The organism is Streptomyces triculaminicus, from assembly GCF_017349075.1.
GTDB lineage: Bacteria > Actinomycetota > Actinomycetes > Streptomycetales > Streptomycetaceae > Streptomyces > Streptomyces triculaminicus.
On sequence record NZ_JAFMOF010000001.1, the window covers coordinates 2063727 to 2088852 of the forward strand.

Annotated in this window: 19 protein-coding genes and 1 pseudogene; 13 read left to right on the forward strand and 7 right to left on the reverse strand. The window is 73.8% G+C overall.

What is annotated here, in order from left to right:
• Window positions 1–76: 76 nt before the first annotated feature.
• Together J1792_RS09650 and J1792_RS09655 are read left to right on the forward strand one after the other, a co-directional pair.
• Window positions 77–868: an ABC transporter ATP-binding protein gene (locus tag J1792_RS09650; protein WP_207247017.1), complete on the forward strand. Its 792-nt coding sequence runs from the start codon at window positions 77–79 to the stop codon at window positions 866–868.
• Window positions 865–2505 (forward strand): transporter, encoded by a 1641-nt coding sequence (locus J1792_RS09655; RefSeq protein ID WP_207247018.1) that lies wholly within the window; start codon window positions 865–867, stop codon window positions 2503–2505. The genes J1792_RS09650 and J1792_RS09655 overlap by 4 nt, the downstream gene beginning before the upstream one ends.
• Window positions 2506–2584: 79 nt before the next feature.
• Here the strand turns inward: J1792_RS09655 and J1792_RS35745 are convergent, their stop codons facing one another.
• From J1792_RS35745 to J1792_RS09670, 4 genes and pseudogenes are all read right to left on the reverse strand, one after another.
• Window positions 2585–2776, reverse strand: a complete 192-nt coding sequence (locus J1792_RS35745; RefSeq protein WP_372446093.1) for a hypothetical protein — start codon at window positions 2774–2776, stop codon at window positions 2585–2587.
• Between the two features lie 253 nt (window positions 2777–3029).
• Window positions 3030–3998, reverse strand: a pseudogene (locus J1792_RS35750) (FAD-dependent monooxygenase); the annotation flags it as partial.
• A 150-nt stretch (window positions 3999–4148) separates the two neighbouring features.
• On the reverse strand, window positions 4149–5072 hold the full coding sequence (locus tag J1792_RS09665) for an alpha/beta fold hydrolase (RefSeq protein WP_086568646.1): 924 nt from the start codon (window positions 5070–5072) through the stop codon (window positions 4149–4151).
• 514 nt (window positions 5073–5586) lie between these two features.
• Entirely contained in the window at window positions 5587–6279 is a 693-nt protein-coding gene (locus tag J1792_RS09670) for an iron-dependent transcriptional repressor DtxR (protein ID WP_086568647.1), read from the reverse strand.
• A 165-nt stretch (window positions 6280–6444) separates the two neighbouring features.
• Here J1792_RS09670 and J1792_RS09675 point away from each other — a divergent pair, with 165 nt between their 5' ends.
• Window positions 6445–7200, forward strand: coding sequence for an SIS domain-containing protein (locus J1792_RS09675; protein ID WP_086568649.1), 756 nt, complete (start codon window positions 6445–6447; stop codon window positions 7198–7200).
• 62 nt (window positions 7201–7262) lie between these two features.
• Here the strand turns inward: J1792_RS09675 and J1792_RS09680 are convergent, their stop codons facing one another.
• Both J1792_RS09680 and pdxH read right to left on the reverse strand, forming a co-directional pair.
• Window positions 7263–8645, reverse strand: coding sequence for a PAS domain-containing protein (locus J1792_RS09680; RefSeq protein WP_372446084.1), 1383 nt, complete (start codon window positions 8643–8645; stop codon window positions 7263–7265).
• A gap of 461 nt (window positions 8646–9106) precedes the next feature.
• Window positions 9107–9814 carry a pyridoxamine 5'-phosphate oxidase gene (pdxH, locus tag J1792_RS09685; RefSeq protein WP_278186207.1) on the reverse strand — a complete coding sequence of 236 codons (708 nt, stop codon included), beginning with the start codon at window positions 9812–9814 and terminating at the stop codon, window positions 9107–9109.
• Between the two features lie 297 nt (window positions 9815–10111).
• On the opposite strand from pdxH, the gene J1792_RS09690 reads away from it, so the two are divergent.
• Together J1792_RS09690 and J1792_RS09695 are read left to right on the forward strand one after the other, a co-directional pair.
• Window positions 10112–11212, forward strand: a complete 1101-nt coding sequence (locus J1792_RS09690; RefSeq protein ID WP_086568654.1) for a citrate synthase 2 — start codon at window positions 10112–10114, stop codon at window positions 11210–11212.
• A gap of 114 nt (window positions 11213–11326) precedes the next feature.
• Window positions 11327–12358, forward strand: coding sequence for a TolB-like translocation protein (locus J1792_RS09695; RefSeq protein WP_086568656.1), 1032 nt, complete (start codon window positions 11327–11329; stop codon window positions 12356–12358).
• 61 nt (window positions 12359–12419) lie between these two features.
• Here the strand turns inward: J1792_RS09695 and serC are convergent, their stop codons facing one another.
• Window positions 12420–13538, reverse strand: coding sequence for a phosphoserine transaminase (serC, locus tag J1792_RS09700; RefSeq protein WP_086568658.1), 1119 nt, complete (start codon window positions 13536–13538; stop codon window positions 12420–12422).
• A gap of 117 nt (window positions 13539–13655) precedes the next feature.
• Here serC and J1792_RS09705 point away from each other — a divergent pair, with 117 nt between their 5' ends.
• From J1792_RS09705 to J1792_RS09740, 8 genes are all read left to right on the forward strand, one after another.
• Complete coding sequence (locus J1792_RS09705) at window positions 13656–16571, forward strand: FAD-binding and (Fe-S)-binding domain-containing protein (RefSeq protein ID WP_207247019.1); 2916 nt, start codon at window positions 13656–13658, stop codon at window positions 16569–16571.
• 79 nt (window positions 16572–16650) lie between these two features.
• A complete protein-coding gene (locus tag J1792_RS09710; protein WP_207247020.1) occupies window positions 16651–18354 on the forward strand; it encodes an acyclic terpene utilization AtuA family protein in 1704 nt (567 codons plus the stop codon).
• Window positions 18351–19949, forward strand: a complete 1599-nt coding sequence (locus J1792_RS09715) for an acyl-CoA carboxylase subunit beta (protein WP_086568663.1) — start codon at window positions 18351–18353, stop codon at window positions 19947–19949. The genes J1792_RS09710 and J1792_RS09715 overlap by 4 nt, the downstream gene beginning before the upstream one ends.
• Before the next feature lie 52 nt (window positions 19950–20001).
• Window positions 20002–21912 carry an acetyl/propionyl/methylcrotonyl-CoA carboxylase subunit alpha gene (locus tag J1792_RS09720; protein WP_086568665.1) on the forward strand — a complete coding sequence of 637 codons (1911 nt, stop codon included), beginning with the start codon at window positions 20002–20004 and terminating at the stop codon, window positions 21910–21912.
• Entirely contained in the window at window positions 21909–23066 is a 1158-nt protein-coding gene (locus tag J1792_RS09725) for an acyl-CoA dehydrogenase family protein (protein ID WP_086568666.1), read from the forward strand. Before J1792_RS09720 ends, J1792_RS09725 begins: the two co-directional genes overlap by 4 nt.
• An 18-nt stretch (window positions 23067–23084) precedes the next feature.
• The gene (locus J1792_RS09730) at window positions 23085–23810 is read left to right on the forward strand and encodes an enoyl-CoA hydratase family protein (protein WP_086568668.1); all 726 of its coding nucleotides are present in this window, start codon (window positions 23085–23087) and stop codon (window positions 23808–23810) included.
• A complete protein-coding gene (locus J1792_RS09735; RefSeq protein WP_086568670.1) occupies window positions 23798–24406 on the forward strand; it encodes a TetR/AcrR family transcriptional regulator in 609 nt (202 codons plus the stop codon). The genes J1792_RS09730 and J1792_RS09735 overlap by 13 nt, the downstream gene beginning before the upstream one ends.
• 47 nt (window positions 24407–24453) lie before the next feature.
• Entirely contained in the window at window positions 24454–25125 is a 672-nt protein-coding gene (locus tag J1792_RS09740; RefSeq protein WP_086568672.1) for a GDSL-type esterase/lipase family protein, read from the forward strand.
• Window position 25126 lies beyond the last annotated feature (1 nt).

Sequence of the window (25126 nt, forward strand, 5' to 3'; positions counted from 1 at the left end):
TATGGTGGATTCGGGGGGCGGAGCGCTGTTCGACGTCCCCCGGAGCACCACAACACGGGGACGAAGGAAGTGCGCGATGGAAGCAGTGGGGCAGAGCGCGAGGACCGCGGTCCGCGTCGAGGGGCTGTGGAAGCGGTTCGGTGAGCAGGTGGCCGTCGCCGGGGTCGATCTGGAGATTCCGGCGGGCCGGTTCATCGGCCTCGTCGGCCCCAACGGCGCGGGCAAGACGACCACCCTGTCCATGGTCACCGGCCTGCTGCGCCCCGACACGGGCCGGGTCCTGATCGGCGGCCACGACGTCTGGCAGGACCCCGCCGCCGTCAAGGCCCGCATCGGCGTGCTGCCCGAGGGACTGCGGATGTTCGAGCGGCTGTCGGGGCGCGAACTCCTGGCGTACACCGGCCGGCTGCGCGGGCTGCCGGGCGAGGAGGTCGACAAGCGCGCCACGCAGCTGCTGGACGTCCTCGACCTCGCCGGCTCCCAGCACAAGCTCGTCATCGACTACTCCACCGGCATGCGCAAGAAGATCGGCCTGGCCGCCGCGCTGCTGCACAACCCCGAAGTCCTCTTCCTCGACGAGCCGTTCGAGGGCGTCGACCCCGTCTCCGCCCAGACGATCCGCGGGGTGCTCGAGCGCTACACCGCCTCGGGCGCCACGGTCGTCTTCTCCAGCCATGTGATGGAGCTGGTCGAGTCCCTGTGCTCCTGGGTCGCGGTGATGGCCGGAGGCCGGATCCGCGCCCACGGCCCGCTCGCGGACGTCCGGGGCGACGCCGCCACCCTGCAGGACGCCTTCCTCGAACTGGTCGGCGTGCGCGGGGCGGCCGACGGCGACAGCCTCGACTGGCTGGGCGGCGGCGCCCGATGACCACCGCAGCCGCCCCCTCCGCCCCGGCGGCCCCCTCCGCCGCGGCCGTACCCTCCACCACGGCCGTCTTCGTCCGGCTCAAGCTGTCGCTGCTGCGCAACGGCCTGCGCCAGTCCGCCGGCCGCAAGGCCGTGTGGATCACCTCCGTCGTCCTGGTCTCGCTCTACGCCGCCCTGCAGGTCCTCGGCCTGATCGTGCTGCGCGGCCACGCCCACATCGGCGCCCTGGCCGTCTGCATGGCGGCACTGCTGGCGTTCGGCTGGGCGGTGATGCCGCTGTTCTTCCCCGGCGGCGACGAGACCATGGACCCCACCCGGCTGGTGATGCTGCCGCTGCGGCCCACCCCGATGATGACGGGGCTGCTCGCCGCGTCCCTGGTCGGCATAGGCCCCGGCTTCACGCTCGCGGTGCTGACCGGCACGGTCATCGCCAGTGCGCACGGCGCCGCGGCCTTCGCCGTCGGCGTGCTGGCCGCACCGCTGGCCCTGCTGGTCTGCCTGGCCCTGGCGCGGGCCGTCGCCACCGCCAACGTCCGCCTGCTGACCAGCCGCAAGGGCCGTGACCTCGCCCTGCTGAGCGGCCTGATCATCGGCGTCGGCGGACAGCTCGTCAACCTCGGCATGCAGCAGCTCAACGGCCTCGGCATGGCCCGGCTGGAGCCGGTCGCCGACGTCCTGCGGTGGATACCGCCCGGCTCCGCCCTGGACGCCGTACGGGCCGCGAGCGAGGGGTCGTACGGGCGGGCCGCCGCCGGACTGGCCCTGACGGCCGCCGCGCTCGCCGCCCTGCTGTGGTGGTGGCAGCGCAGCCTGGTCAAGGTGATGACCTCCCCCGACGGCTCCACCATCGGGGCGGCCTCCGCCAAGCCGGACAAGGCGCGCGCCTCCGGCCCGGGCCTGGCCGGCCTGCTGCCCGCCGGACGCACGGGCGCCGCCATGCACCGCTCGCTGCGCTACATATGGCGTGACCCGAAGACCAAGGCGTCGTGGGTCTCCGGGCTCGCGGTGGGCGCGCTGGTGCCGATCGTCAACGCGGCGCAGGGCGCGGAGAGCGTCTGGTTCTCCATGTTCGCGCCGACGATGCTCGGCCTGCAGATGTACAACCAGTTCGGGCAGGACGGCCCGGCGTTCTGGATGGTGATGCAGACGCTCGGCTCGGCGCGCGACGCCTACGTCGAACTGCGCGCCAGGGCACTGGCGTTCTCCCTGATCGCCGTGCCCTATGTGGCGCTGGTGGTCACCGGCACGGCCGCGTTCACCGGCAAGTGGGGGGACTGGGCGGAGGTCCTGGGCCTGTCCCTGGCCCTGCTGGGCGCGCTCTTCGCCACGGGCGCGATGGCCTCGGTGCTGGCGCCGTACTCGATACCGCAGGACAGCGGCTTCAAGAACGTCGCGCCGGGCCAGGGCGCCCTCGCCTGGTTCGGCATGCTGGGCGCCCTGGTGGGCACGGTGCTGTGCGCCCCGCCGGCGGCCCTGGCCATCTGGCTGCACATGGCCGGAGCGCACTCCCTGCTGTGGATCGTGCTGCCGCTGGGCGCGGGCTACGGCCTGCTGACGGCGTGGCTGGGACTGCGGCTCGCCGCGCCCCGCGTGGTCGACCGGCTGCCGGAGATCCTGGCGGCGGTCAGCAAGGGGTAGCTCGTCCGACGCGCGTCCGGGGGCCGGTTCTCCGGCCCCCGGGCGGCGCGGCGTTTCACCGGTCCGATCACCGGTCCGATCACCGGTCCGAGGCGTGCTCCACATAGCCGTCGGGGCGGACGAGCAGGGTCGTGGAGCCGGCGTCGGCGCGGGTCACCGTGACGACGCCGGCCTCCTTCTGCGGCTCGGCGCCGCGCGGCAGGACCCGGACGTGCGTTCCGGCGCGCAGCGCCTCGTACAGCCGGGTCGGGCCGCCGTCGGTCTCCGCCAACGGCAGGTCGGGGGCGCGGCGGCCGGTGAGGGGGGGAGCCGGGCGGGGCGGGGTAGTGGATGCCGATGCCGGAGATGAAGCGCGCGATCCGGTGGGTGGCCGGGGGCACCAGGAAGGCGGCCGCCGCCACCGTGTTGCGCAGCCGGCGGGTGGCGGGCGAGGAGGCCAGCACGGTGCGTACGAGCGCCCCGCTGGCGCGCAGCACCTGGGTGCCGACGGGGTGGCGCTCGGTGTGGTAGCTGTCGAGGAGGGCGTCGTCGCCGCGCCCGGCGAGGGCGGCGGCCAGCTTCCAGCCGAGGTTGGCGGCGTCCTGGATGCCGGCGTTCATGCCCAGTCCGCCGGCGGGCGAGTGGACGTGGGCGGCGTCGCCGGCGAGGAAGACCCGGCCGTCGCGGTAGCGGGGCACCTGGCGCTCGTCGCTGTGGAAGCGCGAGGTCCAGCGGGGGTCGCGCATGCCGAAGTCGGTGCCGAAGGCGGCCCGGGTGACGGCCTTGAGGTTGTCGAAGTCCACGGGCACGTCGGAGGGCAGGTCGCTGCCCCGCTCCCAGGCGATGACGCGGTACCAGCCGTCGCCGAAGGGGGCGATGAAGGCGAAGCCGCCGGCGACGCCGTTGAACGCGGGTACCTGGCCGGGCGCGACGTCCAGGCGCACGTCGGCGAGCATCACGGAGCGCAGCACGGCCTTGCCGGGGAACGGCATGCCGATGGCCGAACGGACGGCGCTGTGCACGCCGTCCGCGCCGACGACGTAGCGGCCGCGCAGCGTCACGGGGGCGGCGCCCTCCTCCGCCGGCTGGACGTCCACGTCGACGCCCTCCGCGTCCTGGCGCAGCCCGGTCACCCGGGCGCCGCGCCGGATCTCGGCGCCGCGGGCCAGCGCCCGCTCCTCCAGGAGCTGCTCGAGCTCGTACTGCGGGGTGATGAGGAGGCCCGCGAAGCGGGTGTCGAGCGTGCCGAGGTCGATGCCCGTGCGACCGAACAGGCGCAGGCTCTGCAGGAAGGTGCCGGTGGCGATGAGCGGCTCGGCGAGCGCGCGGGCGTCGAGCACCTCGAGGGTGCGGGCGTGCACGGCGAAGGCGCGGGTCAGGTTGGACTCCTCGGCGCGCCGTTCCAGCACGACGACGCGTACCCCGGCGGCGGCGAGATCGCCGGCCAGCAGGAGTCCGGTGGGGCCGGCCCCGACGACCAGGACGTCGGCGGTGGGTTCGGTGCGCAGTGACATGACGGCTCCCGATGGGTGGCTGCGGCGCGGCCTCGTACGCGACGGGTGGCGTAGGGCGCCTGTGCCCAGTGCACACCCGCCGCCGGGGTGATGTCAACGGTCGTTGAATTAAATCGGGACAGCTCCGGCCTCACCCGGACGCATCCGGCCTCAGGCCGGCACGGCCGCCTCCAGAAAGGGCTCGGTGACCCGGCGCCAGCCGTCGGGCTGGTCGTAGTGGATCAGGTGGCCGGCGTCGGGCACCTCGGCGTAGCGGCCGCGCGGCAGGACCCGGACCATCTCCTGGGCCTCGGCCCGGCCCAGCGCGCCGTCCAGCCCGCGCACCACCAGGGCGGGACACTCCACCATCGCCAGCTCCTCCCAGTGCGCGTCGTGGGCGTAGCCCTCGCGGGCCTGGAGCATCTGGCGGCGGAAGAACAGCGGCCGCCAGCCGTCGGCGCGCTCGGCCATCACCTCGGCGTAGAAGTCGCCGCGGGCGGGCGCGGGGCGCTCCAGGGTGGGGTCGTCCTCGCCGAACCACTTGCGGACGTCGGCGAGCGTGGCGAACGGCACCGGCCAGGAGCCCAGCCACTCGCTCCACTCGCGCTGCGTGGCCGCGCCCAGGGCGGAGGCCCGCATGTCGGTGATGACCAGGGCCCGCACGAGGTCGGGGCGGCGGGCGGCCAGCTGCCAGGCCGTGAGGGCGCCCATGGCGTGGCCGATGAGGGTGACGGGGGCGAGGCCGAGCTGCTCGACGGCCGCCTCGGCGTCGGCGACATATGCCTCGCGGGCGTACGGGCCGCTGACCGGCTTGTCACTACGGCCGTGGCCGCGCTGGTCGAGGGCGACCGTGCGATAGCGCCCGGAGAGCCAGCGGGCGGTGTCCGCCCAGTGCGCGGCGCGGCCCAGCAGGCCGTGCAGGAGCAGGACGCCGCCCTCCCCGGAGCAGCGCCCGCCGCCGTCCCGCCCGGCGCAGCGGACCGCGCGGCGGCCCGCCATGCGGTCCGCCGCATGGTCCGCCTTCGGCGGTTCGGCGAACTCCCAGGCGGCAAGCCGCACTCCGCCGCTTCCGGTCACTTCGATGCGCCGCACCATGAGCCCTGGCACCCCCTCGTCTCCCCCGAGCAGCCCAACCCTATGGAACTTCCATTCGAATGAACCGTTGTCGCGCGTAACACCCCTCGTTCGAGTGACCGGGCGGCAGGATTGACCGTCTGCGGTCAGGGGAGAAATCGACTCGGGCGCGGACCGCTCGGGGAAGAAGGTCCGCGAGGCGCACCCTGGGAGCTCGGGGCTCCGGGTCGCCACGGGGGACAACGGGGAGGTGGGGCCCCGGCTGCCTGTGAGGGCGCCGGGGCCCTTTTCCGTTCCCGTGCCCGTAGGCGGTGGTGCGGCTCTCCTGCCCGCGGACGGTGGCGCGGCCCGCGCGGTGCGTCGGCCTCATCCGATCCCCTCCCCACGGCCGTCGGCGCGCATATGCGCGTCGGCACTCAGCGCCAGCGTGGCACGCCTTCGGCCCGAGCGCGCCGGTTCCGCCGCGGCTCGGCAGGTTGACGTAACCGGGCGTACGTACCCGGCGCGGCAGCCCGTTCCCAGCCGTCGAGGCCGGTCAGCGCTTGGCTACGAACACATGGGAGGCGATGTCGGAGGCCAGCTCGGCGGCCTCGCCACTGCTGCCCACCATCACTCCACCGGGCGACTCCGTCACACTGACCACGGCGCCGGGCTGAACGCCCGCGCGGCGCAGGGTGTACATCAGCTGGGGGTCCGTCTGGATGGGCTCGCCGATGCGGCGGACGACCACGGTCTTGCCCTCGGAGCCCGGCTCGAGGTCCATCAGGCTGACCATGCCGTCGTTGAGGAAGGGGTCCGACTCGGACTTCTCGCCCAGCTCCTCCAGGCCCGGGATGGGGTTGCCGTACGGCGACTCGGTGGGGTGGCGCAGCAGCTCCAGCACCCGCCGCTCCACGGCCTCGCTCATCACGTGCTCCCAGCGGCAGGCCTCGGCGTGCACCTGCTCCCACTCCAGGCCGATCACGTCGACCAGCAGGCACTCCGCGAGGCGGTGCTTGCGCATCACGCGCGTGGCCAGCCGGCGGCCCTCCTCGGTCAGCTCCAGGTGCCGGTCGCCGGCGACGGAGACCAGGCCGTCGCGCTCCATGCGGGCCACCGTCTGGCTCACCGTCGGGCCGCTCTGGTCGAGCCGCTCGGCGATGCGGGCGCGCATGGGGACCACACCTTCCTCTTCCAGCTCAAGGATGGTGCGGAGATACATCTCCGTGGTGTCGATCAGTCCGGACATGCCGTGCCCCTCGATAAGTCGTGCGCTGGCCCTGAACCCAATTCTGACGCATGCCGCCGACTACGGGGCCGCGTACGCCACCGCCCGCCCCCGTCGTATTGACAGGGCCCAGGTCGAGACCGCAACGTGACGTCGAGCCGAACCGAGCCAAGGAGCCCCGCAGCGATGAGCGAGAACAAGCTTGCCGGGCAGTTCTTCGACGCCGCGATCTCCCTGCTGGGACGCGTCCGCGACGAGGAGGCCGACGCCATGGCCGCCGCCGGGAGCGTACTCGCCGACACCGTGGCCGACGGCGGCAGGCTCTTCGTCTTCGGCGCCGGGCACTCCTCTCTCCCCGCGCAGGACGTCGTCTACCGCGCGGGCGGGCTCGCCCTGATCAACCTGCTCGCCGTGCCGGGCGTCGTCGGCGTCGACGTCATGCCCGCCACGCTCGGCAGCGCGCTGGAGCGGGTGGACGGGCTCGCCGGGGCCGTCCTGGACACCAGCCCCGCCCGGCCCGGCGACGCCCTGATCGTCATCTCGCTGTCCGGGCGCAACTCCCTGCCCGTCGAGATGGCCATGAACGCCCGCGCCCTGGGCCTGAAGGTCATCGGCATCACGTCCCTTGCGTACGCCGAGGAGACCCGGTCGCGGCACGCGTCCGGGACGTTCCTCAAGGACCACTGCGACATCGTCGTCGACACGAAGATCGGCACGGGCGACGCGGAGCTGTCCGCCGACGGCATCGCGGCACCCTTCGGGCCGGCCTCCACGGTCGTCGGCGCGGCGGTGGTCCAGGCCGTCGTCGCATCCGCCGCGGGCGAACTGGCCGCACGCGGCATCGACCCGCCGATGCTGCGGTCCGGGAACGTCGACGGCGGCCACGAATGGAACGGACGCGTGCTCAGCGAGTACGGGGACCGCATCTTCTTCCGGCACTAGGCGCACTGGGCGAACTCGGCGTACGCGTCAGGTTCCGGCACCCGGCGTACCAGGCGCACGCATCAGGCCGGGCCCGTCACCGCCACCGCCAGATCGATCGCGGCGGCGACCCGCGAGGCGATGTCCTCGGCGTACACCGCGTCCGCCCGGTCGAACGCCCTGCGCGAACCGCCGCGCAGGAACGTGACCACGCCCACCGTCCGCCCCCGGCTGCGCAGCGCCGTGGCCAGGGCGTGCCGCGTGCCCTCGGGCCATCTACGGGCCGCCGCCCACCCCGCGCCGCGGTCCGCGGCCGCCCGTACCGAGCCGCAGCGCTCGACCGCCTGCAGCGCCGGATGGCCTTCCCGGTACGGCACGGGCAGGCCGCCGCCGGCCGCAACAGGGCCCTGCCCCGGCGCCCCGGCGGGCGTCGTCGCGGCGCGGACCAGCCGCACCGGCCCCTCCGGATCGGCCTCCGGATCCGGCAGCAGGTCGATCAGGGCGTGGTCGGCGAAGCCCGCGAGGGCGAAGTCCAGGTAGAGCGCCGCGGCCTCCATCGGGTCCTCGCACTCGGCCACGGCCCGGCCCGCGCGGTGCAGCTGGCTGCCCCGGAACCGCAGCCGCGCGCTCTCCTGCTCGGCCAGCCGCGTCTTCGTCACGTCCAGGAACAGCCAGGCCACCCCCAGCGGCACGGGCTCCTCCACCAGCGGCGTCGCCAGCCGCAGGAAGCCGCTGCGCCAGCAGCGGCGCTCGGCCGCCGGGGCCCCCGCCACCGCGTCGGCGGAGCGCACGGTCACCCACAGCTCGGTGGGCGCGGGCGGCGCGCCGGCCGCCAGGACGTGCTGCAACGCGCCCTCGAGTTCCTCCACACCCTGGTCGAGGAGCTCGCCCAGCGGCCGGCCCAGCAGCGCCGTGCGGCTCGTCCGCAGCAGCCGTGCGGCATGCGCGTTGGCCAGGGCCGGGCGCAGGTCCGCGTCGACCAGCACCACGCCCCACGAGGAGGCCTCGCCGAACAGCGCCTCGCTCAGCGCCACCGACCGTTCGAGGTCGATCTGCGTGTGCACCTCGCTGAACGCGCAGTACACCCCGGCCGGGCTGCCGTCCGCGCCCGGCACGGCGGAGGACTGGATGCGCACCAGCACCCGCCCGCCGTCCTTGGTCAGCAGCGCGAACTCGTCCACCTGCCGCCCCGGGGCGTTCATCGCGCCCAGCAGCCGCCCGGTGACCTCCTCGGCGTCCGCCTCGAGCGCCGCCCAGCCCGCCAGGCCCCGCCGGCCGACGGCCTCCCGCGCGGTCCAGCCGAGTATCCGTTCGGCCTCGCGGTTCCAGTGGGTGACCGTGCCGTCCGCGTCGAAGGCGCACAGGGCGGCGTCCATGCCGTCCAGGAGAGCCGCGAGGAGGTCGTGGTCGTCGCCGTCCGCCGTCGGGCCGTGGCGGGCGGGGCCGGACTGGTGTGGAGCGGTCACGGGGTACCCCCTGCTGAACGCGTCTGCGGGTGGAGCATGCCCTGCATGTCCTGCACGAGCGGCATTCAACTCGAGACGGGCGCGGACCACACCGCGTTCGGTGAAATCCATGCGCCGAAATCACGCCCCGGAAATTCGCTTGTCGCCGCCGGAGGCCCTTCCTAGGCTGTCCCGTACACGAGAAGGGAGGTGGTTCGGGACATGATTTCTTTCCGGACGCGTGAGGTGACTGCGGGCTAGCGCCCGTCGTCGCGTATCTACGCAGCGCCGGCTCCGCCGGCCAATCCCAGGCAGTCACCCGATCCGTGGGCCGCCGAGTCGTCCGCTCGGCACCACCACGCTCGCGCTGTGCGAGTGCGGCGGTAGCGGCCCACGGATCGTCTGCGTCTACCGCCGTGTGCGGTCGGGGCTCCGCCCCGGACCCCGGTCCTCAAACGCCGGACGGGCTGATTCCTGCCCCTTCACGGGCACAGGCGCTCCACGCGCCACCCGCTGTCGCCCTCTCCCACGCCGCCGGTACGAACGTACCGCAGCCGGTCGTGCAGCCGGTTCGCCCGCCCCTGCCAGAACTCCACGGTCCGCGCCGTGACCCGGAAGCCGCCCCAGTGCGGCGGCACCGGCACCGGCTCGCCCTCCGGGAAGCGGGCCGCCATCCGCGCGTACGCCGCGTCGAGGTCCGCGCGCGAGGCCGCCACCGCGGACTGCTCGCTCGCCCAGGCGCCGATCTGCGAGCCGTAGGGCCGGGAACGGAAGTACACGGCCGTCTCCAGGGGATCCACCCGATCGGCCGTGCCCGTCACCACCACCTGACGGGCCAGCGGATACCAGGGGAAGAGCAGGGAGACGTGCGGATTGGCCGCGATCTCCCGGGCCTTGCGCGAGCCGTAGTTGGTGAAGAACACGAAGCCGCGCTCGTCGTAGCCCTTCAGCAGCACGGTCCGGGAACTGGGCCGGCCGGCCGCGTCCGCCGTGGAGACGACCATGGCGTTGGGCTCGTGCAGCTCTCCCGCGGCGGCCTCGGCGAACCAGCGCGCGAACTGCCGGTGCGGGCCGGACGCCAGTTCGTCCTCGGCGATGCCCTCGAACTCGTAGTGGCGGCGCATGGCGGCGAGGTCGTGCTCGTGTGCGTACTCGTCGGTGTGCTCGTCGGTGTGGGACACGGGCCACATCTTGCAGGAGCGGGCGGGGGCGGGAGAAGTCGCGTCCCCGTCAAGAGCCCCGCCGAACGCGCGGTGTGCCGGACATCACCGAGGTGTACAGCTGTGGGCCGGTTGACCAAGGGGCTATCGTTTCCGGCCCCGGCACGGCGACGGCTTTCCGCGACGGCTTTCTGCGGAGGCCGGGTGAACCACCGGGTGAACCACCACCGCACGGGGCATGACCGCTTTTGACCGGGACGGACCGCGAGCCGCGCAGACGGCCCCGGTCGGCAGTCACGTGTCGAACACATCATGAGGAGCCGCCTGATGTCCGACTTCGTACCCGGACTCGAAGGAGTCGTCGCGTTCGAAACGGAGATCGCCGAACCCGACAAGGAAGGCGGCTCGCTCCGCTACCGAGGCGTCGACATCGAGGACCTGGTGGGCGACGTGTCCTTCGGGAACGTCTGGGGCCTGCTGGTCGACGGATCCTTCAACCCCGGCCTGCCGCCGGCCGAACCCTTCCCCATCCCCGTCCACTCGGGTGACATCCGCGTCGACGTCCAGTCCGCGCTCGCGATGCTCGCGCCGGTGTGGGGGCTCAAACCCCTCCTCGACATCGACGAGGCCACCGCCCGCGACAACCTCGCCCGGGCCGCCGTGATGGCCCTGTCGTACGTCGCCCAGTCGGCCCGCGGCCAGGGCCTGCCGATGGTGCCGCAGAAGGAGATCGACAAGGCGGGGACCGTCGTCGAGCGCTTCATGAAGCGCTGGCGTGGCGAGCCCGACCCCAAGCACGTCAAGGCCGTCGACGCCTACTGGACCTCGGCCGCCGAGCACGGCATGAACGCCTCCACCTTCACCGCCCGCGTCATCGCCTCGACCGGCGCCGACGTGGCCGCAGCCCTGTCCGGCGCGGTCGGCGCCATGTCCGGCCCGCTGCACGGCGGCGCGCCCTCCCGCGTCCTGGGCATGATCGAGGAGATCGAGCGCACCGGCGACGCCGTCGCCTACGTCAAGGGCGCCCTCGACCGCGGCGAACGCCTCATGGGCTTCGGCCACCGCGTCTACCGCGCCGAGGACCCCCGCGCCCGCGTCCTGCGGCGTACGGCCAAGGAGCTGGCCGCGCCGCGCTTCGAGGTCGCCGAGGCCCTGGAGAAGGCCGCCCTGGAGGAACTGCACAACCGCCGCCCGGACCGGGTGCTGGCCACCAACGTCGAGTTCTGGGCGGCCATCGTCCTGGACTTCGCCGAGGTCCCCGCGCACATGTTCACGTCGATGTTCACCTGCGCCCGTACGGCGGGCTGGAGCGCCCACATCCTGGAGCAGAAGCGCACCGGCCGCCTCGTCCGCCCCTCGGCACGCTACGTGGGCCCCGGCCCGCGCGACCCGCGCGAGGTGGAGGGCTACGGCGACATCGCGCGCTGACGCCCCCTCCCGCGCCGCACGGCGTCCCCGGAGGGATCGAACGACCCTATGACCGATGCGTGGCGGAGGAGCGGCTGCCGCCGCTCCGCCACGGGCGGATGGCAGGCTTGGTCCATGCGTCCATTCCTCCCAGCCCTGGGGATCGCCGCGCTGGTCGCGCTGTCCGCCGCCCCGCCCGCGAGGGCCGTACCGGTGGCGGACGGCGATGTCCCCTCCGCCTTCACCATCCAGGACCCGAGGATCAGGGAGTCCAGCGGCCTCGCCGCGAGCCGCGCGCACCCGGGCGTGTACTGGACCCACAACGACAGCGGCGACGGCGCGAACGTCTTCGCCGTGGACAGCCGCACGGGGCGCACGGTCGCGACGGTGACGCTGGCCGGCATCGATCCCCGGGACGTGGAGGCCATCTCGGTCGGGCCGGACGGGAACATCTACCTCGGGGACATCGGCGACAACCTCGGCGGCACCTGGCCCGAGGTGTGGATCTACCGTTTCCCGGAGCCGAAGACGCTGCGCGACGCGACCGTGACACCCGTCCGCTTCACCGTCCGCTATGACGAGGGGCCGCGCGACGCGGAGTCGCTGATGGTGCATCCGAAGACGGGCCGCGTCTACATCGCCAGCAAGAAGCGTTCGGGCAAGGGCGCCCTCTACGAGGGCCCGGAGCGGCTGTCGGAGTCCGGGGTGAACACCTTCCGGCGGGTGGCGGACGTCAACGTCTGGGCCACGGACGGCGCGTTCTCCCCGGACGGCACACGGCTGGTGGTCCGCGGCTACTTCGAGGCCCGCGAGTACCGCTGGAAGGACGGCCGCCTGCAGGGCGAGGCCGGCCGGCCCACCGTCCCGCTGCAGCGGCAGGGCGAGTCCGTCACGTTCACGCCCGACGGCCGGACCCTGATGTACGGCACGGAGGGCGCCACCAGCCGCGTCACCCCCGTCGAGCTCAAGGGCGAGCTGCTGCCCGACAGCGTGCCCGAGCGCGCGGGCGCCGACGACTCCGGCAAGGGAGGCGACCCGTCCGACGGCAAGGACTCGGGCCCGGGGGGCGACGAGAGCAACCGCAACATCGCCATAGGGGCGGGCACGTTGGCGGTCGTCACCGTACTGGTCGTCGCACTGCGCCGGCTGCTGCGGCGGCGTACGTGAGCGGGGCGACCACCCGCAGGCCCGGGGCGAGGCTGTGTGCCCGCCCCGGTCGCGGCACTGGCTAGAGGCGCTCGATGACGTAGTCCACGCAGGCCGTCAGGGCCTCGACGTCCGCCGGGTCGATCGCCGGGAACATCGCCACGCGCAGCTGGTTGCGGCCCAGCTTGCGGTAGGGCTCGGTGTCGACGATGCCGTTGGCGCGCAGCACCTTGGCGATCGCGGCGGCGTCCACGTCCTCGGAGAAGTCGATGGTGCCGATGACGGCCGAGCGGCGCGCCGGGTCCGTGACGAACGGGGTCGCGTGCTTGGAGGCCTCGGCCCAGCCGTAGAGGGTGCGGGCGGAGGTCGCCGTGCGGCGGACCGCCCAGTCCAGGCCGCCCTGGCCGTTGAGCCATTCGAGCTGCTCGTTGAGCAGGAAGAGGGTGGACAGGGCCGGGGTGTTGTACGTCTGGTTCTTCAGCGAGTTGTCGATCGCGGTCGGCAGCGAGAAGAACTCGGGGATGTAGCGCCCGGACGCGTGGACGCGGGCGGCGCGCTCCAGGGCGGCCGGGGAGAACACCGCGAGCCACAGGCCGCCGTCGGCGGCGAAGGACTTCTGCGGCGCGAAGTAGTAGACATCGGTCTCGGTGATGTCGACCGGCAGTCCGCCCGCGCCGGAGGTGGCGTCCACCAGCACCAGCGATCCGGCGTCCGCGCCCTCGACGCGCCGGACGGGGGCGGCCACGCCGGTGGAGGTCTCGTTGTGGGTGAGGGCGTAGGCGTCGACGCCCGCCTCCGCCTTCGGCTCGGGGTGGGTGCCGGGCTCGGAGGAGATGACGGTCGGCTCCTCCAGCCACGGGGCCAGTCGGGCGGCCGTGGCGAACTTCGAGGAGAACTCGCCGAAGGCCAGGTGCTGCGACTTCGACTCGATGAGGCCGTGCGTGGCGATGTCCCAGAACGCGGTCGAGCCGCCGTTGCCGAGGATCACCTCGTAGCCCTCGGGCAGGGAGAAGAGCTCGCCGATGCCCGCGCGTACCTTGCCGACCAGTTCCTTGACGGGTGGCTGGCGGTGGGACGTGCCGAGCAGAGACGTTCCGGTGGCAGCCAGGGCGCTGAGCGCCTCGGTCCGCACCTTGGACGGGCCCGCGCCGAAACGACCGTCGGCGGGCTTGATGTCAGCGGGGATCTGGATATCAGCCACGGCCGCAGCCTAGTGCGAAAGGGAGCCGCGCGGGGGTGCCGTTCCATCGGATGAGATGTGGCTCATGCTCGCCGGGCCCTCCCCCGGCGCAGGCCGGCGGCCTGCAGGATGACGCCCATGGGCACACGCGGCGGGAGTGGCGGGGACGGCGGGAGCGCCGCGCTGGAGCGGGCGTTGCGGGCGGCCGTGGGCGGCGGCGTGGACTTCACGACCACCGCCCGCGCGCTGACGACCATGGACGCGTCGAACTACCGCCGCGTGCCGCTCGGCGTGGTCGCGCCGCGTGACGCCGACGACGTGGCGGCCGCGCTCGCCGTGTGCCGCGAGCACGGCGTGCCCGTCGTCCCGCGCGGCGGCGGCACGTCGGTCGCCGGGCAGGCGACGGGCGAAGGCGTGGTGCTGGACTTCACCCGGCACATGAACGCGATCGTCCGCCTCGATCCCGGGGAGCGCACGGCCGTGGTCCAGCCGGGCGTCGTCCTCGACACGCTGCGGGCGGCGGCGGGCGCGTACGGACTGACGTTCGGGCCCGACCCGTCCACGCACGGGCGGTGCACGCTCGGCGGGATGATCGGCAACAACGCCTGCGGGGCGCACTCCGTGGCCTGGGGCACGACGGCCGACAACGTGACCGCCCTGCGCGTGCTGACGTACGGCGGCGAGCCCGCCCGGCTCGGCCGGGGGCCGGAAGCGCTCGCCGGGCTCTCCCGAAGGCTGGCGGACGGCGTACGGGCGCTCGTACGCGAGGAGTTGGCGCTGCTGCGCACCGGGTTCCCGGACCTGCCGCGCCGGATCTCCGGCTACGCGCTGGACGCGCTGCCGCCCGAGCGGGGCTGGGACGTGGCCCGGGCCTTCACCGGCAGCGAGGGCACGCTCGGGGTGCTGACCGAGGCCACGGTCCGCCTCGTCGAGAGCCCGGGCGCCCGCGCGCTGGCGGTGCTCGGCTACCCGGACGAGAGCGCGGCGGCGGACGCGGCGCCCCGGCTCCTGCCGTACGGGCCGCTCACGGTCGAGGGGATGGCCGCCGACCTGGTGGGCGACGTCGCCGCAGCACTGCCCAGGGGCGCGGCCTGGCTGTTCGCCGAGACCGGCGGGGCGACGCCCGCCGAGGCGGCGGCGCGGGCGGCGGAGATCTGCCGGGCGGCGGTCGCCGACGGCGCCGCCGGGCACGCCGTCGTCACCGGCGACGCGGAACAGCGGGCCCTGTGGCGCGTACGGGACGACGCGGCCGGCGCCGCCACCCGGCTGCCCGGCGGCGGCGAGGCCTGGCCGGGCTGGGAGGACTGCGCGGTGCCACCGGACCGGCTCGGCGCGTATCTGCGCAACTTCCGGGCGCTGTTGGGGCGCTACGGGCTGCGCGGCGCGCCGTTCGGCCACTTCGGCGAGGGCTGCGTGCACGTACGGATCGACGTCGACCTGATGAGCGCGGACGGAGTGCGGCGCTATCGCGACTTCTCCTCCGACATGGCCGCTCTGGTGGTCGCGCACGGCGGCTCGCTGTCCGGCGAGCACGGCGACGGCCAGGCCCGGGCCGAGCTGTTGCCACGCATGTACGGAACGGACGTCGTCCGTCTCTTCGAACGCTTCAAGGACCTCTGGGATCCGGCGGGCGGCCTCAACCCCGGCATGCTCGTCCGCCCCTACCGCCTCGACGAGAACCTCCGCTTCGACGTCCTGCCCAAGCGGCCGGGGGCGGTCGACGTGGAGTTCGGCTACCCGGAGGACGGCGGCGACTTCGCGACGGCCGTCCGGCGCTGCGTGGGCGTCGCCAAGTGCCGCGACACGAGCACCGCCGGTACGGGCGTGATGTGCCCCTCGTACCGGGTCACGCGCGAGGAACGGCACTCCACCCGGGGGCGGGCCCGGCTGCTGCACGAGATGCTGGCGGGCGAGGTGGTGACCGGCGGCTGGCGGGCACCGGAGGTGCGCGACGCGCTGGACCTGTGCCTGGCCTGCAAGGGGTGCCGCCACGACTGCCCGGTGGGCGTGGACATGGCCACGTACAAGGCCGAGTTCCTGCACCACCACTACGCGCGGCGCGTGCGCCCCGCCGCGCACTACACGATGGGGTGGCTGCCGGTGTGGCTGCGCGGCGCGGCGGCCCTGCGCGCGGCGCCGGCGCTCAACGCCCTGGCAGCGGTCGGGCCGTTGGCGGCGCTCGCGAAGCGCGCCGGGGGCATCGCGCCGGAGCGCGCGCTCGTGGAGCTCGCGCGCGAGCCGTTCACGCGGTGGTGGCAGCAGCGCCCCAGGACACCGGGCGGTGGCGACGAGGTCGTCCTGTGGCCCGACACCTTCACCACCTACCTCTCCCCCGAGGCCGGACGCGCCGCCGTGGCCGTGCTCGAGGACGCCGGCTTGCGCGTCAGCGTGCCGCCCGGCCGGCCCGTGTGCTGCGGACTCACCTGGGTCTCCACCGGCCAGCTCGACCGCGCCCGGGCCGTGATGCGCCGCACCCTCGACACCCTCGCCCCCGCCCTGGCCGCCGGCCGGCCCGTCGTCGGCCTCGAACCGAGCTGCACGGCCACACTGCGCACGGACCTGCCGGAGCTGCTTTCGGACGATCCTCGCGCCCGCCGGCTCGCCGCCTCCGTACGCACCTTCGCCCAGGCCCTGGAGGAGTTCGCCCCGCACTGGCGGCCGCCGCACATCGGCCTGCCCGTCGTCGGGCAGACCCACTGCCACCAGCACGCCGTCCTGGGCGACGAGGCCGAACGGCGGCTTCTCCAGCGCGCCGGACTGACCGGTGGGCTCAGCGGCGGATGCTGCGGACTGGCCGGCAACTTCGGCTACGAGCGCGGCCACTTCGGCGTGTCCGCCGCCTGCGCCGAGGAGACGCTGCTGCCGTCCCTGCGGCAGGCCCCGGACGGGGCACTCGTCCTGGCCGACGGATTCTCCTGCCGCACACAGATCCAGCAGCTCGCGGGCGTCCGGGCCCGGCATCTGGCGGAGGTTCTCGCGGGAGCCTCGAGGGCGGCTTCGGGTGGCTCGTCGGGTGGTTCTTCGGGTGGCTCTGGGGCGAGAACGGGGGTGTGACGGGCGGCCTCCGCGGCTCGGCCGAAAAGCATGCAAGCACGCTTGCTTGTTTTCCCGGGCGCTGCCAGCCTCCCGTGCCATGCCTGCGCCTGTCCTCCGAATCGGCAACGCCTCCGGCTTCTACGGCGACCGCTTCGACGCCCTGCACGAGATGCTCACCGACGGCCCGCTGGACGTCCTCACCGGCGACTACCTCGCCGAGCTGACCATGCTGATCCTCGGCCGCGACCGTCTGAAGAACCCCTACCGGGGCTACGCGCGCACCTTCCTCACCCAGCTGGAGCGGAGCCTCGGCCTCGCCGTCGAACGCGGCGTCACCCTCGTCACCAACGCCGGCGGGCTCAACCCCGCCGGCCTCGCCGGGCGCATCGGCGAACTCGCCGACCGCCTCGGCGTCCCCGCCCGCGTCGCGTACGTCACCGGCGACGACCTCCTCGACGACCAGCGGTGGGGCACCGACGTCCTCACCGCCAACGCCTACCTCGGCGGGGGCGGCATCGCCGCGTGCCTGCGGGCCGGCGCGGACGTCGTGGTCACCGGCCGGGTCACCGACGCCGCCCTCGTCACCGGCCCGGCTGCCGCGCACTTCGGCTGGGGCCCAGGCGACCTCGACGCGCTGGCCGGCGCGGTCGTCGCCGGGCACATCCTGGAGTGCGGCACCCAGGCGACGGGCGGCAACTACGCCTTCTTCGGCGACCACGACGTCCGCCGCCCCGGCTTCCCCCTCGCCGAGATCCACCCCGACGGCTCGGCCGTCATCACCAAGCACCCCGGCACGGGCGGCGTCGTCGACGTCTCCACCGTCACCGCGCAGCTGCTCTACGAGACGGCCGGCGCCCGCTACCTCGGCCCGGACGTGACCGCCCGGCTCGACACCGTACGGCTCACACCCGACGGGCCCGACCGCGTGCGCGTCAGCGGGGTGCGCGGCGAGGCGCCGCCCGCCTCGCTCAAGGTCGGGCTGACCCGTCCCGGGGGCTGGCGGCACGAGGTGGCCTTCGTCCTGACCGGCCTCGACATCGAGGCCAAGGCCCGGCTCGTCCGCGCCCAGCTCGACGGCGTGCTGGCCGCGCGCCGGCCGGCGGCGGTGCGCTGGACCCTCGCCCGTACGGACCGGGCCGACGCGCCCGTACAGGAGGAGGCGAGCGCGCTGCTGCGGCTCGTCGTGCGCGACCGCGACCCGGAGGTGGGGCGGGCCGTCGAGGCCGCCTGCGTGGAGCTGGCGCTGGCCAGCTATCCCGGGTTCCACGTCGCAACACCGCCGGGCAAGGGCACGCAGTACGGGGTCTTCGAGGCCGCGTACGTGGACGCCGGGGCCGTCACCCATGCGGCCGTGCTGCCGGATGGGCGGCGGGTGGTGATCCCTCCGGTGCCGGCTCCCGAGACCGCTCCGGCCTACGGCCACGCGTGCGTGCCCGACGCCGCGCTCCCGGAGCCGCTGCCGGCCGGGCCCACCCGGCGTGCCCCGCTCGGGCTCGTCGCGGGCGCTCGCAGCGGTGACAAGGGCGGCAGCGCCAACGTGGGCGTCTGGGCGCGCGACGACGACGCGTGGCGGTGGCTCACCCATGAGCTCACCGTGGAACGCTTCCGGCAACTGCTCCCGGAGACGGCCGACTTCGCCGTCGAGCGGCACGTCCTGCCCAATCTGCGCGCCCTGAACTTCGTGGTCGACGGCCTCCTCGGCGAGGGCGTCGCCTCCCAGGCCCGATTCGACCCGCAGGCCAAGGCGGTCGGCGAATGGCTGCGGGCCCGCCATCTGGAGATACCGGAGGTGCTGCTGTGACCGTGCTGGCGTCCGCGCTCGACGTGACCGGCCCCGAGTACGCCGCCCACCGCTCCGCCATGCTCGACAAGCTCGCCGCCCTCGAGGCCGAGCACGCCAAGGCCGTCGCCGGCGGAGGCGAGAAGTACACCGCCCGGCACCGGGCGCGCGGCAAGCTGCTCGCCCGGGAGCGGGTGGAGCTCCTCGTCGACCCCGACACGCCGTTCCTCGAGCTCTCGCCGCTCGCCGCATGGGGCAGCGACTACGCCGTCGGCGCGTCCATCGTGACCGGCATCGGCGTGATCGAGGGCGTCGAATGCCTGATCACCGCCAACGACCCGACCGTACGCGGCGGCGCCAGCAACCCGTGGACGCTGAAGAAGGCCCTTCGGGCCAACGAGATCGCCCACGCCAACCGGCTTCCCGTCGTCTCGCTCGTCGAGTCCGGCGGCGCCGACCTGCCGAGCCAGAAGGAGATCTTCATCCCCGGCGGCGGCCTCTTCCGCGACCTGACCCGGCTGTCCGCCGCCGGGATCCCCACCGTGGCGGTCGTCTTCGGCAACTCCACGGCCGGCGGCGCGTACGTCCCCGGCATGTCCGACCACGTCATCATGGTCAAGGACCGCGCCAAGGTCTTCCTGGGCGGTCCGCCGCTGGTGAAGATGGCCACCGGCGAGGAGAGCGACGACGAGTCCCTGGGCGGCGCCGAGATGCACGCGCGCGTGTCCGGCCTCGCAGACTACTTCGCCGTCGACGAGCTGGATGCGCTGCGGCAGGCCCGGCGGGTTGTTTCCCGCCTCAACTGGCGGACTGTTGCGGATCGTTCGGGGGGCGTCGAGCCGCCGCTGTACGACCAGGACGAGCTGCTCGGCATCGTGCCGGGGGATCTCAAGGTGCCCTTCGATCCGCGCGAGGTCATCGCGCGCGTGGTCGACGGGTCGGACTTCGACGAGTTCAAGCCGCTGTACGGGGCGAGCCTCGCGACCGGGTGGGCACGGCTCCACGGCTATCCCGTGGGCGTCCTCGCCAACGCGCGCGGCGTGCTCTTCAGCGAGGAGTCGCAGAAGGCCGCGCAGTTCATCCAGCTCGCGAACCAGCGCGACATCCCGCTGGTCTTCCTCCACAACACCACCGGCTACATGGTCGGCCGCGAATACGAGCAGGGCGGCATCATCAAGCACGGCGCCATGATGATCAACGCCGTCTCCAACTCCCGGGTCCCGCACCTGTCCGTGCTGCTCGGGGCCTCGTACGGCGCCGGGCACTACGGCATGTGCGGGCGGGCGTACGACCCGAGGTTCCTCTTCGCCTGGCCCAGCGCCAAGTCCGCCGTGATGGGGCCGCAGCAGCTGGCCGGCGTGCTGTCCATCGTCGCGCGGGCCGCGGCCGCCGCGAAGGGACAGCCGTACGACGAGGAGACCGACGCCGGGCTGCGGGCCATGGTGGAACAGCAGATCGAGGCGGAGTCCCTGCCGATGTTCCTGTCCGGCCGGCTCTACGACGACGGGGTCATCGACCCGCGCGACACGCGGACGGTGCTCGGCATGTGCCTGTCCGTCGTGCACGGCGCGCCTGTGGAAGGGGCTCGGGGTGGGTTCGGCGTCTTTCGGATGTGAGGCGCCTTTCGGGCGTGAGGGGGTGCGGTCGGTGGGTTCTGGGTCGGGTTCCTTGGTTTCTTCTGTGCTCGTCGCCAATCGGGGCGAGATCGCTTGCCGGATCTTTCGTACGTGCCGCGAACTGGGCATCGCCACCGTCGCCGTGTACTCGGACGCCGACGCCGGCGCCCGGCACGTCCGGGAGGCCGACGCGGCGGTGCGGCTGCCGGGGGTTGCGCCCGCGGATACGTATCTGCGGGGCGATCTGCTGATCGCCGCCGCGCGGGCGGCGGGCGCCGATGCCGTGCATCCGGGGTACGGGTTCCTGTCCGAGAACCCCGGCTTCGCCCGCGCCGTGACGGACGCCGGGCTGGTGTGGATCGGGCCGCCGGCCGGGGCGATCGAGGCCATGGCCTCCAAGACGCGGGCGAAGCGGCTGATGGGCGGCGCCCCGCTGGACCCCGCGGCCGTCACGGAGGCGGACCTTCCGGTGCTCGTCAAGGCCGCCGAGGGGGGCGGCGGGCGTGGCATGCGCGTCGTCCGCTCACTCGCTGACCTGCCCGGGGAGCTGGCCGCCGCCCGCTCCGAGGCGGCGGCCGCCTTCGGCGACGGCGAGGTGTTCGTGGAGCCGTACCTCGAGGACGGACGGCATGTCGAGGTCCAGGTCCTCGCGGACGCGCACGGCACGGTGTGGACGCTGGGCACGCGGGACTGCTCGCTGCAGCGCCGGCACCAGAAGGTCATCGAGGAGTGCCCGGCGCCGGGCCTGCCGGGGCCGCCGGGCGCGGTGGAGCGGGCCCTGTGCGACGCCGCCGCGTCGGCGGCACGAGCCATCGGGTACGTGGGGGCGGGGACGGTCGAGTTCCTGGTGACGGCGGACGGCCGGACGCACTTCCTGGAGATGAACACCCGGCTGCAGGTGGAGCATCCGGTGACCGAGGCGGTGTACGGGGTGGATCTCGTGGCGCTGCAGGTGCGGGTCGCCGAGGGGGCGGCTCTGGGGGCTCCGCCGGAGCCCGTGGGGCATGCCGTCGAGGCTCGGTTGTATGCCGAGGATCCTGCTCGGGACTGGCGGCCTTGGGCCGGCTTTGTGCACCGGCTGGAGTTGGAGGACGGTGCGTCGTGGGTGCGTGTCGACTCCGGTTACGAGGACGGTGACCAGGTTCCGGTCCACTACGACTCGTTGATCGCCAAGGTTGTCGCCTGGGGGCGGAGTCGGGACGAGGCGGTTCGGTCCTTGGGTCATGTTTTGGGCCGTGCCCGCATTCATGGCCCCGTGACGAACCGGGAGTTGCTCGTTCGGTCGTTGCGGCATCCGGAGTTTCTTCAGGGGGTTATGGATACCGGGTTTTATCGGCGGCATCTCGGTGAACTTGTCGGCGGAGAACGGGTAGTTGCGCTTGCCGCTCTCGTCGCCGCCGTCGCCGATGCCCGGGGGCGGTCGCCTTTCGGGGGGTGGCGCAACGTTCCCTCTCAGCCCCAGGTCAAGCGCTATCGCTCCTCCCCCGACGGCCTGGAGTACGAGGTCCGTTACCGGATCGACCGGAACGGGCTCACCGCCGAGGGGTTCCCCGGCGTGCGGCTGCTCGAGGCCGCCCCCGACCGCGTCGTGCTGGAGACCGGCGGCGTCCGGCGCGCCTTCGACGTGGCCGACTACGGCTCGGAGGTCCATGTGGACACCCCGCACGCCGGTTCGTACGCCCTGATCCCCCTCCCCCGCTTCCCCGCTCCCGTCTCGCACGTCGCACCCGGCTCCCTGCTCGCCCCCATGCCCGGCACCGTCGTGCGGGTCGCGGACGGCGTCGCCGTGGGGAAGGCCGTGGCGGCCGGGCAGGCCCTGCTGTGGCTGGAGGCGATGAAGATGGAGCACCGCGTCGTCGCGCCCGCCGACGGCGTGCTCACCGCCCTGCACGCGGTGGCGGGGCGGCAGGTCGAGGTGGGGGAACTGCTCGCCGTGGTCACCGAGTCCGAGGAGTCCTCATGAACGTGATCGAGTCCGCCGAGCACCGCGACCTGCGCGCCGCCGTGGCCCGCCTCGCCGGTCGCTACGGCCGTGAGTACTTCGCCACCGCCGTGCGCGAGGGCCGGCACGCCGACGAGCTGTGGGAGGAGGCCGGCAAGCACGGCTATCTCGGGGTCAACCTCCCCGAGGAGTACGGCGGCGGGGGCGGCGGGATCACCGAGCTCGCCCTGGTGCTGGAGGAGCTGGGGGCCGCCGGGTGTCCGCTGCTGCTGATGGTCGTCTCGCCCGCCATCTGCGGCACCGTGATCGCCCGCTTCGGCACCGACGAGCAGAAGCGCACCTGGCTGCCCGGGCTCGCCTCCGGCACGCTCAAAATGGCCTTCGGGATCACCGAGCCCGACGCCGGGTCCAACTCCCACCGGCTGACCACGACGGCCCGGCGGGACGGGACGGACTGGATCCTCAACGGCCGCAAGGTCTTCATCTCCGGCGTCGACGCGGCCGACGCGACGCTGATCGTGGGGCGGACGGAGGACGCCGGGACGGGCAGGCTCAAGCCCTGTCTGTTCATCGTCGGTCGTGACACTCCGGGGTTCACCCGGCGCTCGATTGCCATGGAACTCGCTTCTCCTGAGAAGCAGTTCGAGCTCTTGTTGGATGACGTGCGCTTGCCGGCCGAGGCCTTGGTCGGTGATGAGGATGCCGGGCTGTTGCAGCTCTTCGCCGGGCTCAACCCCGAGCGGATCATGACCGCGGCGTTCGCGATCGGCATGGGGCGCTACGCGGTCGCCCGGGCCGTGGACTACGCGCGGACCCGGCAGGTGTGGGACGCGCCGATCGGCGCCCACCAGGCCGTCGCCCACCCCCTGGCGCGGTCGCACATCGAGCTCGAGCTGGCCCGGCTGATGATGTACAAGGCCGCCCACCTCTACGACGCCGGGGACGACGCCGGGGCGGGCGAGGCCGCCAACATGGCGAAGTACGCGGCCGCCGAGGCGGCCGTGCGCGCCGTCGACCAGGCCGTGCACACCCTCGGCGGGAACGGCCTCACCGCGGAGTACGGGCTGGCCTCGCTGATCACGGCGGCACGGGTGGCGCGGGTGGCTCCCGTGAGCCGGGAGATGATTCTCAACTACGTCTCGCACCAGACCCTGGGACTCCCCAAGTCCTACTGAGAGAAGGAGGATTGCCCGATGCTGGTCCGCCACTGCCACGAGCGCGGCATCACGACCCTGACCCTGGACTCGCCGCACAACCGCAACGCCCTCTCCGCCCGGCTGGTCGGCGAGCTGCGGGAGGCGCTCGGACGGGCCGGCGACGACCCGGACACGCGGGCCGTGGTCCTCGCACACACCGGCAACACCTTCTGCGCGGGCGCCGACCTCACGGAGCCCACGCCGACCGGCCCGCTGGAACTCGCCGGGCTCCTGCGGGCGATCGTGGAACTGCCCAAGCCCGTGGTGGCGGCCGTACGCGGCCATGTGCGCGCCGGCGGGCTGGGGCTGGTGGGGGCGTGCGACATCGCGATAGCCGGACAGGCTTCGACGTTCGCCTTCACCGAGGCGCTGCTGGGGCTGGCGCCCGCCGTGATCTCCATGCCGCTGCTGCCGCGCCTCGACGCGCGCGCCGCGGGCCGCTACTACCTGACCGGCGAGCGCTTCGGGGCCGCCGAGGCGGCGAGGATCGGCCTGGTGACGGCCGTGGGCGAGGACCTGGAGCCGGTCCTGGCCGGGCTGCGGCGGGCCTCGCCGCAGGGGCTCGCCGAGTCCAAGCGCCTGGTCACTGCGGAGGTGCTGCGGGCCTTCGACCGCGACACCGGGCCGCTGGCCGAGCTCTCGGCGCGGCTGTTCGCCTCGGACGAGGCCCGCGAGGGCATGACGGCGTTCCTGGAGAAGAGGGATCCGGCATGGGGACGGTGACCTCTCCCAAGCAGGACCGCAGCCGGGCGACCCGACGGCGCCTGATGGAGGCGGCCATCGAGTGCCTGGCCGAGCACGGCTGGGCCGGCTCGACCGTGGCCGTGGTCGCCGAGCGGGCCGGGGTGTCGCGGGGGGCCGCCCAGCACCACTTCCCCACCCGTGAGGACCTGTTCACCGCCGCGGTGGAGCACGTGGCGGAGGAGCGCCTGAGGAAGCTGCGGGCGATCGCCGACGCGACCTCGATGACCATGGGCCCGGCGCGCCGGTACGCCGTGGTCGAGACGATGGTCGGGCTCTACACCGGGCCCCTGTTCCGGGCCGCGCTGCAGCTGTGGGTGGCCGCGTCGCACGACGACGGCCGGCTGCGGGAGCGGGTGACGGCCCTGGAGGCCCGCGTCGGCCGCGAGACCCACCGCATGGCGGTGACGCTGCTGCGGGCCGACGAGGGCAGGCCCGGCGCCCGGGAGACCGTCCAGGGGTTCCTGGACATGGCGCGCGGGCTGGGGCTGGCGGGGCTGCTGACGGACGACAGCGCCAGGCGCGAGCGCGTGGTGGAGCAGTGGGTGGAGATTCTGGAGGGGGTGCTGGGGCGGTAGGAGGCGGGGCGCGATACGGCGTCGGGCACAATGGAGGAGTGCGGATCATGTTCGTCGGCGACTCGATGACGGTCGGTAGCGCCGGGGACTACACATGGCGCTACCGCATGTGGCAGCACCTCAACGCCTCCTACGGCGGGCCGTACCGGATCGTCGGGCCGCGCCGGGAGCTGTACGACCCCGCCGCCGACGCCGCCGGGTCGCTCGACTACGGCGACCCGGACTTCCCCGAGCGCGCCAGGGCGCACCTCGCCGGCTGGGGCGAGGGGTGGCTGCACATGGCGCCGCTGATCGCCGAGGCCGTGCGCAAGGGCAAGGCAGACACCCTGCTGGTCTCCCTCGGCCTCATAGACCTGGGCTTCTACACCAACGCCGAGCAGACCGCGGACAACGTCCGCGGCTTCCTCGCCGAGGCCCGCGCGGCCAATCCGCGCGTACGGGCCGTGCTGATGCCGGTGCTCCACAACGTCCGCGCGCTGGCGGAGCCGCACTTCGCCGCCGAGGTCGAGCGCTTCAACGAGCTGCTCGGCAAGATCGTCGCCGATCTCGCCGAGCCCGCCTCGCCCCTGCTGCTCGCCTCGCCGCCCGAGGGCTGGGACACCCAGCGGGACACCTACGACGGCACGCATCCCAGCGCCGCGGGCGAGCACCGCATCGCCGCCGCGTTCGCGGACGCGATGTACCAGGCGTGGGACGTGGGCGGTCCCTACGGCCGCTAGC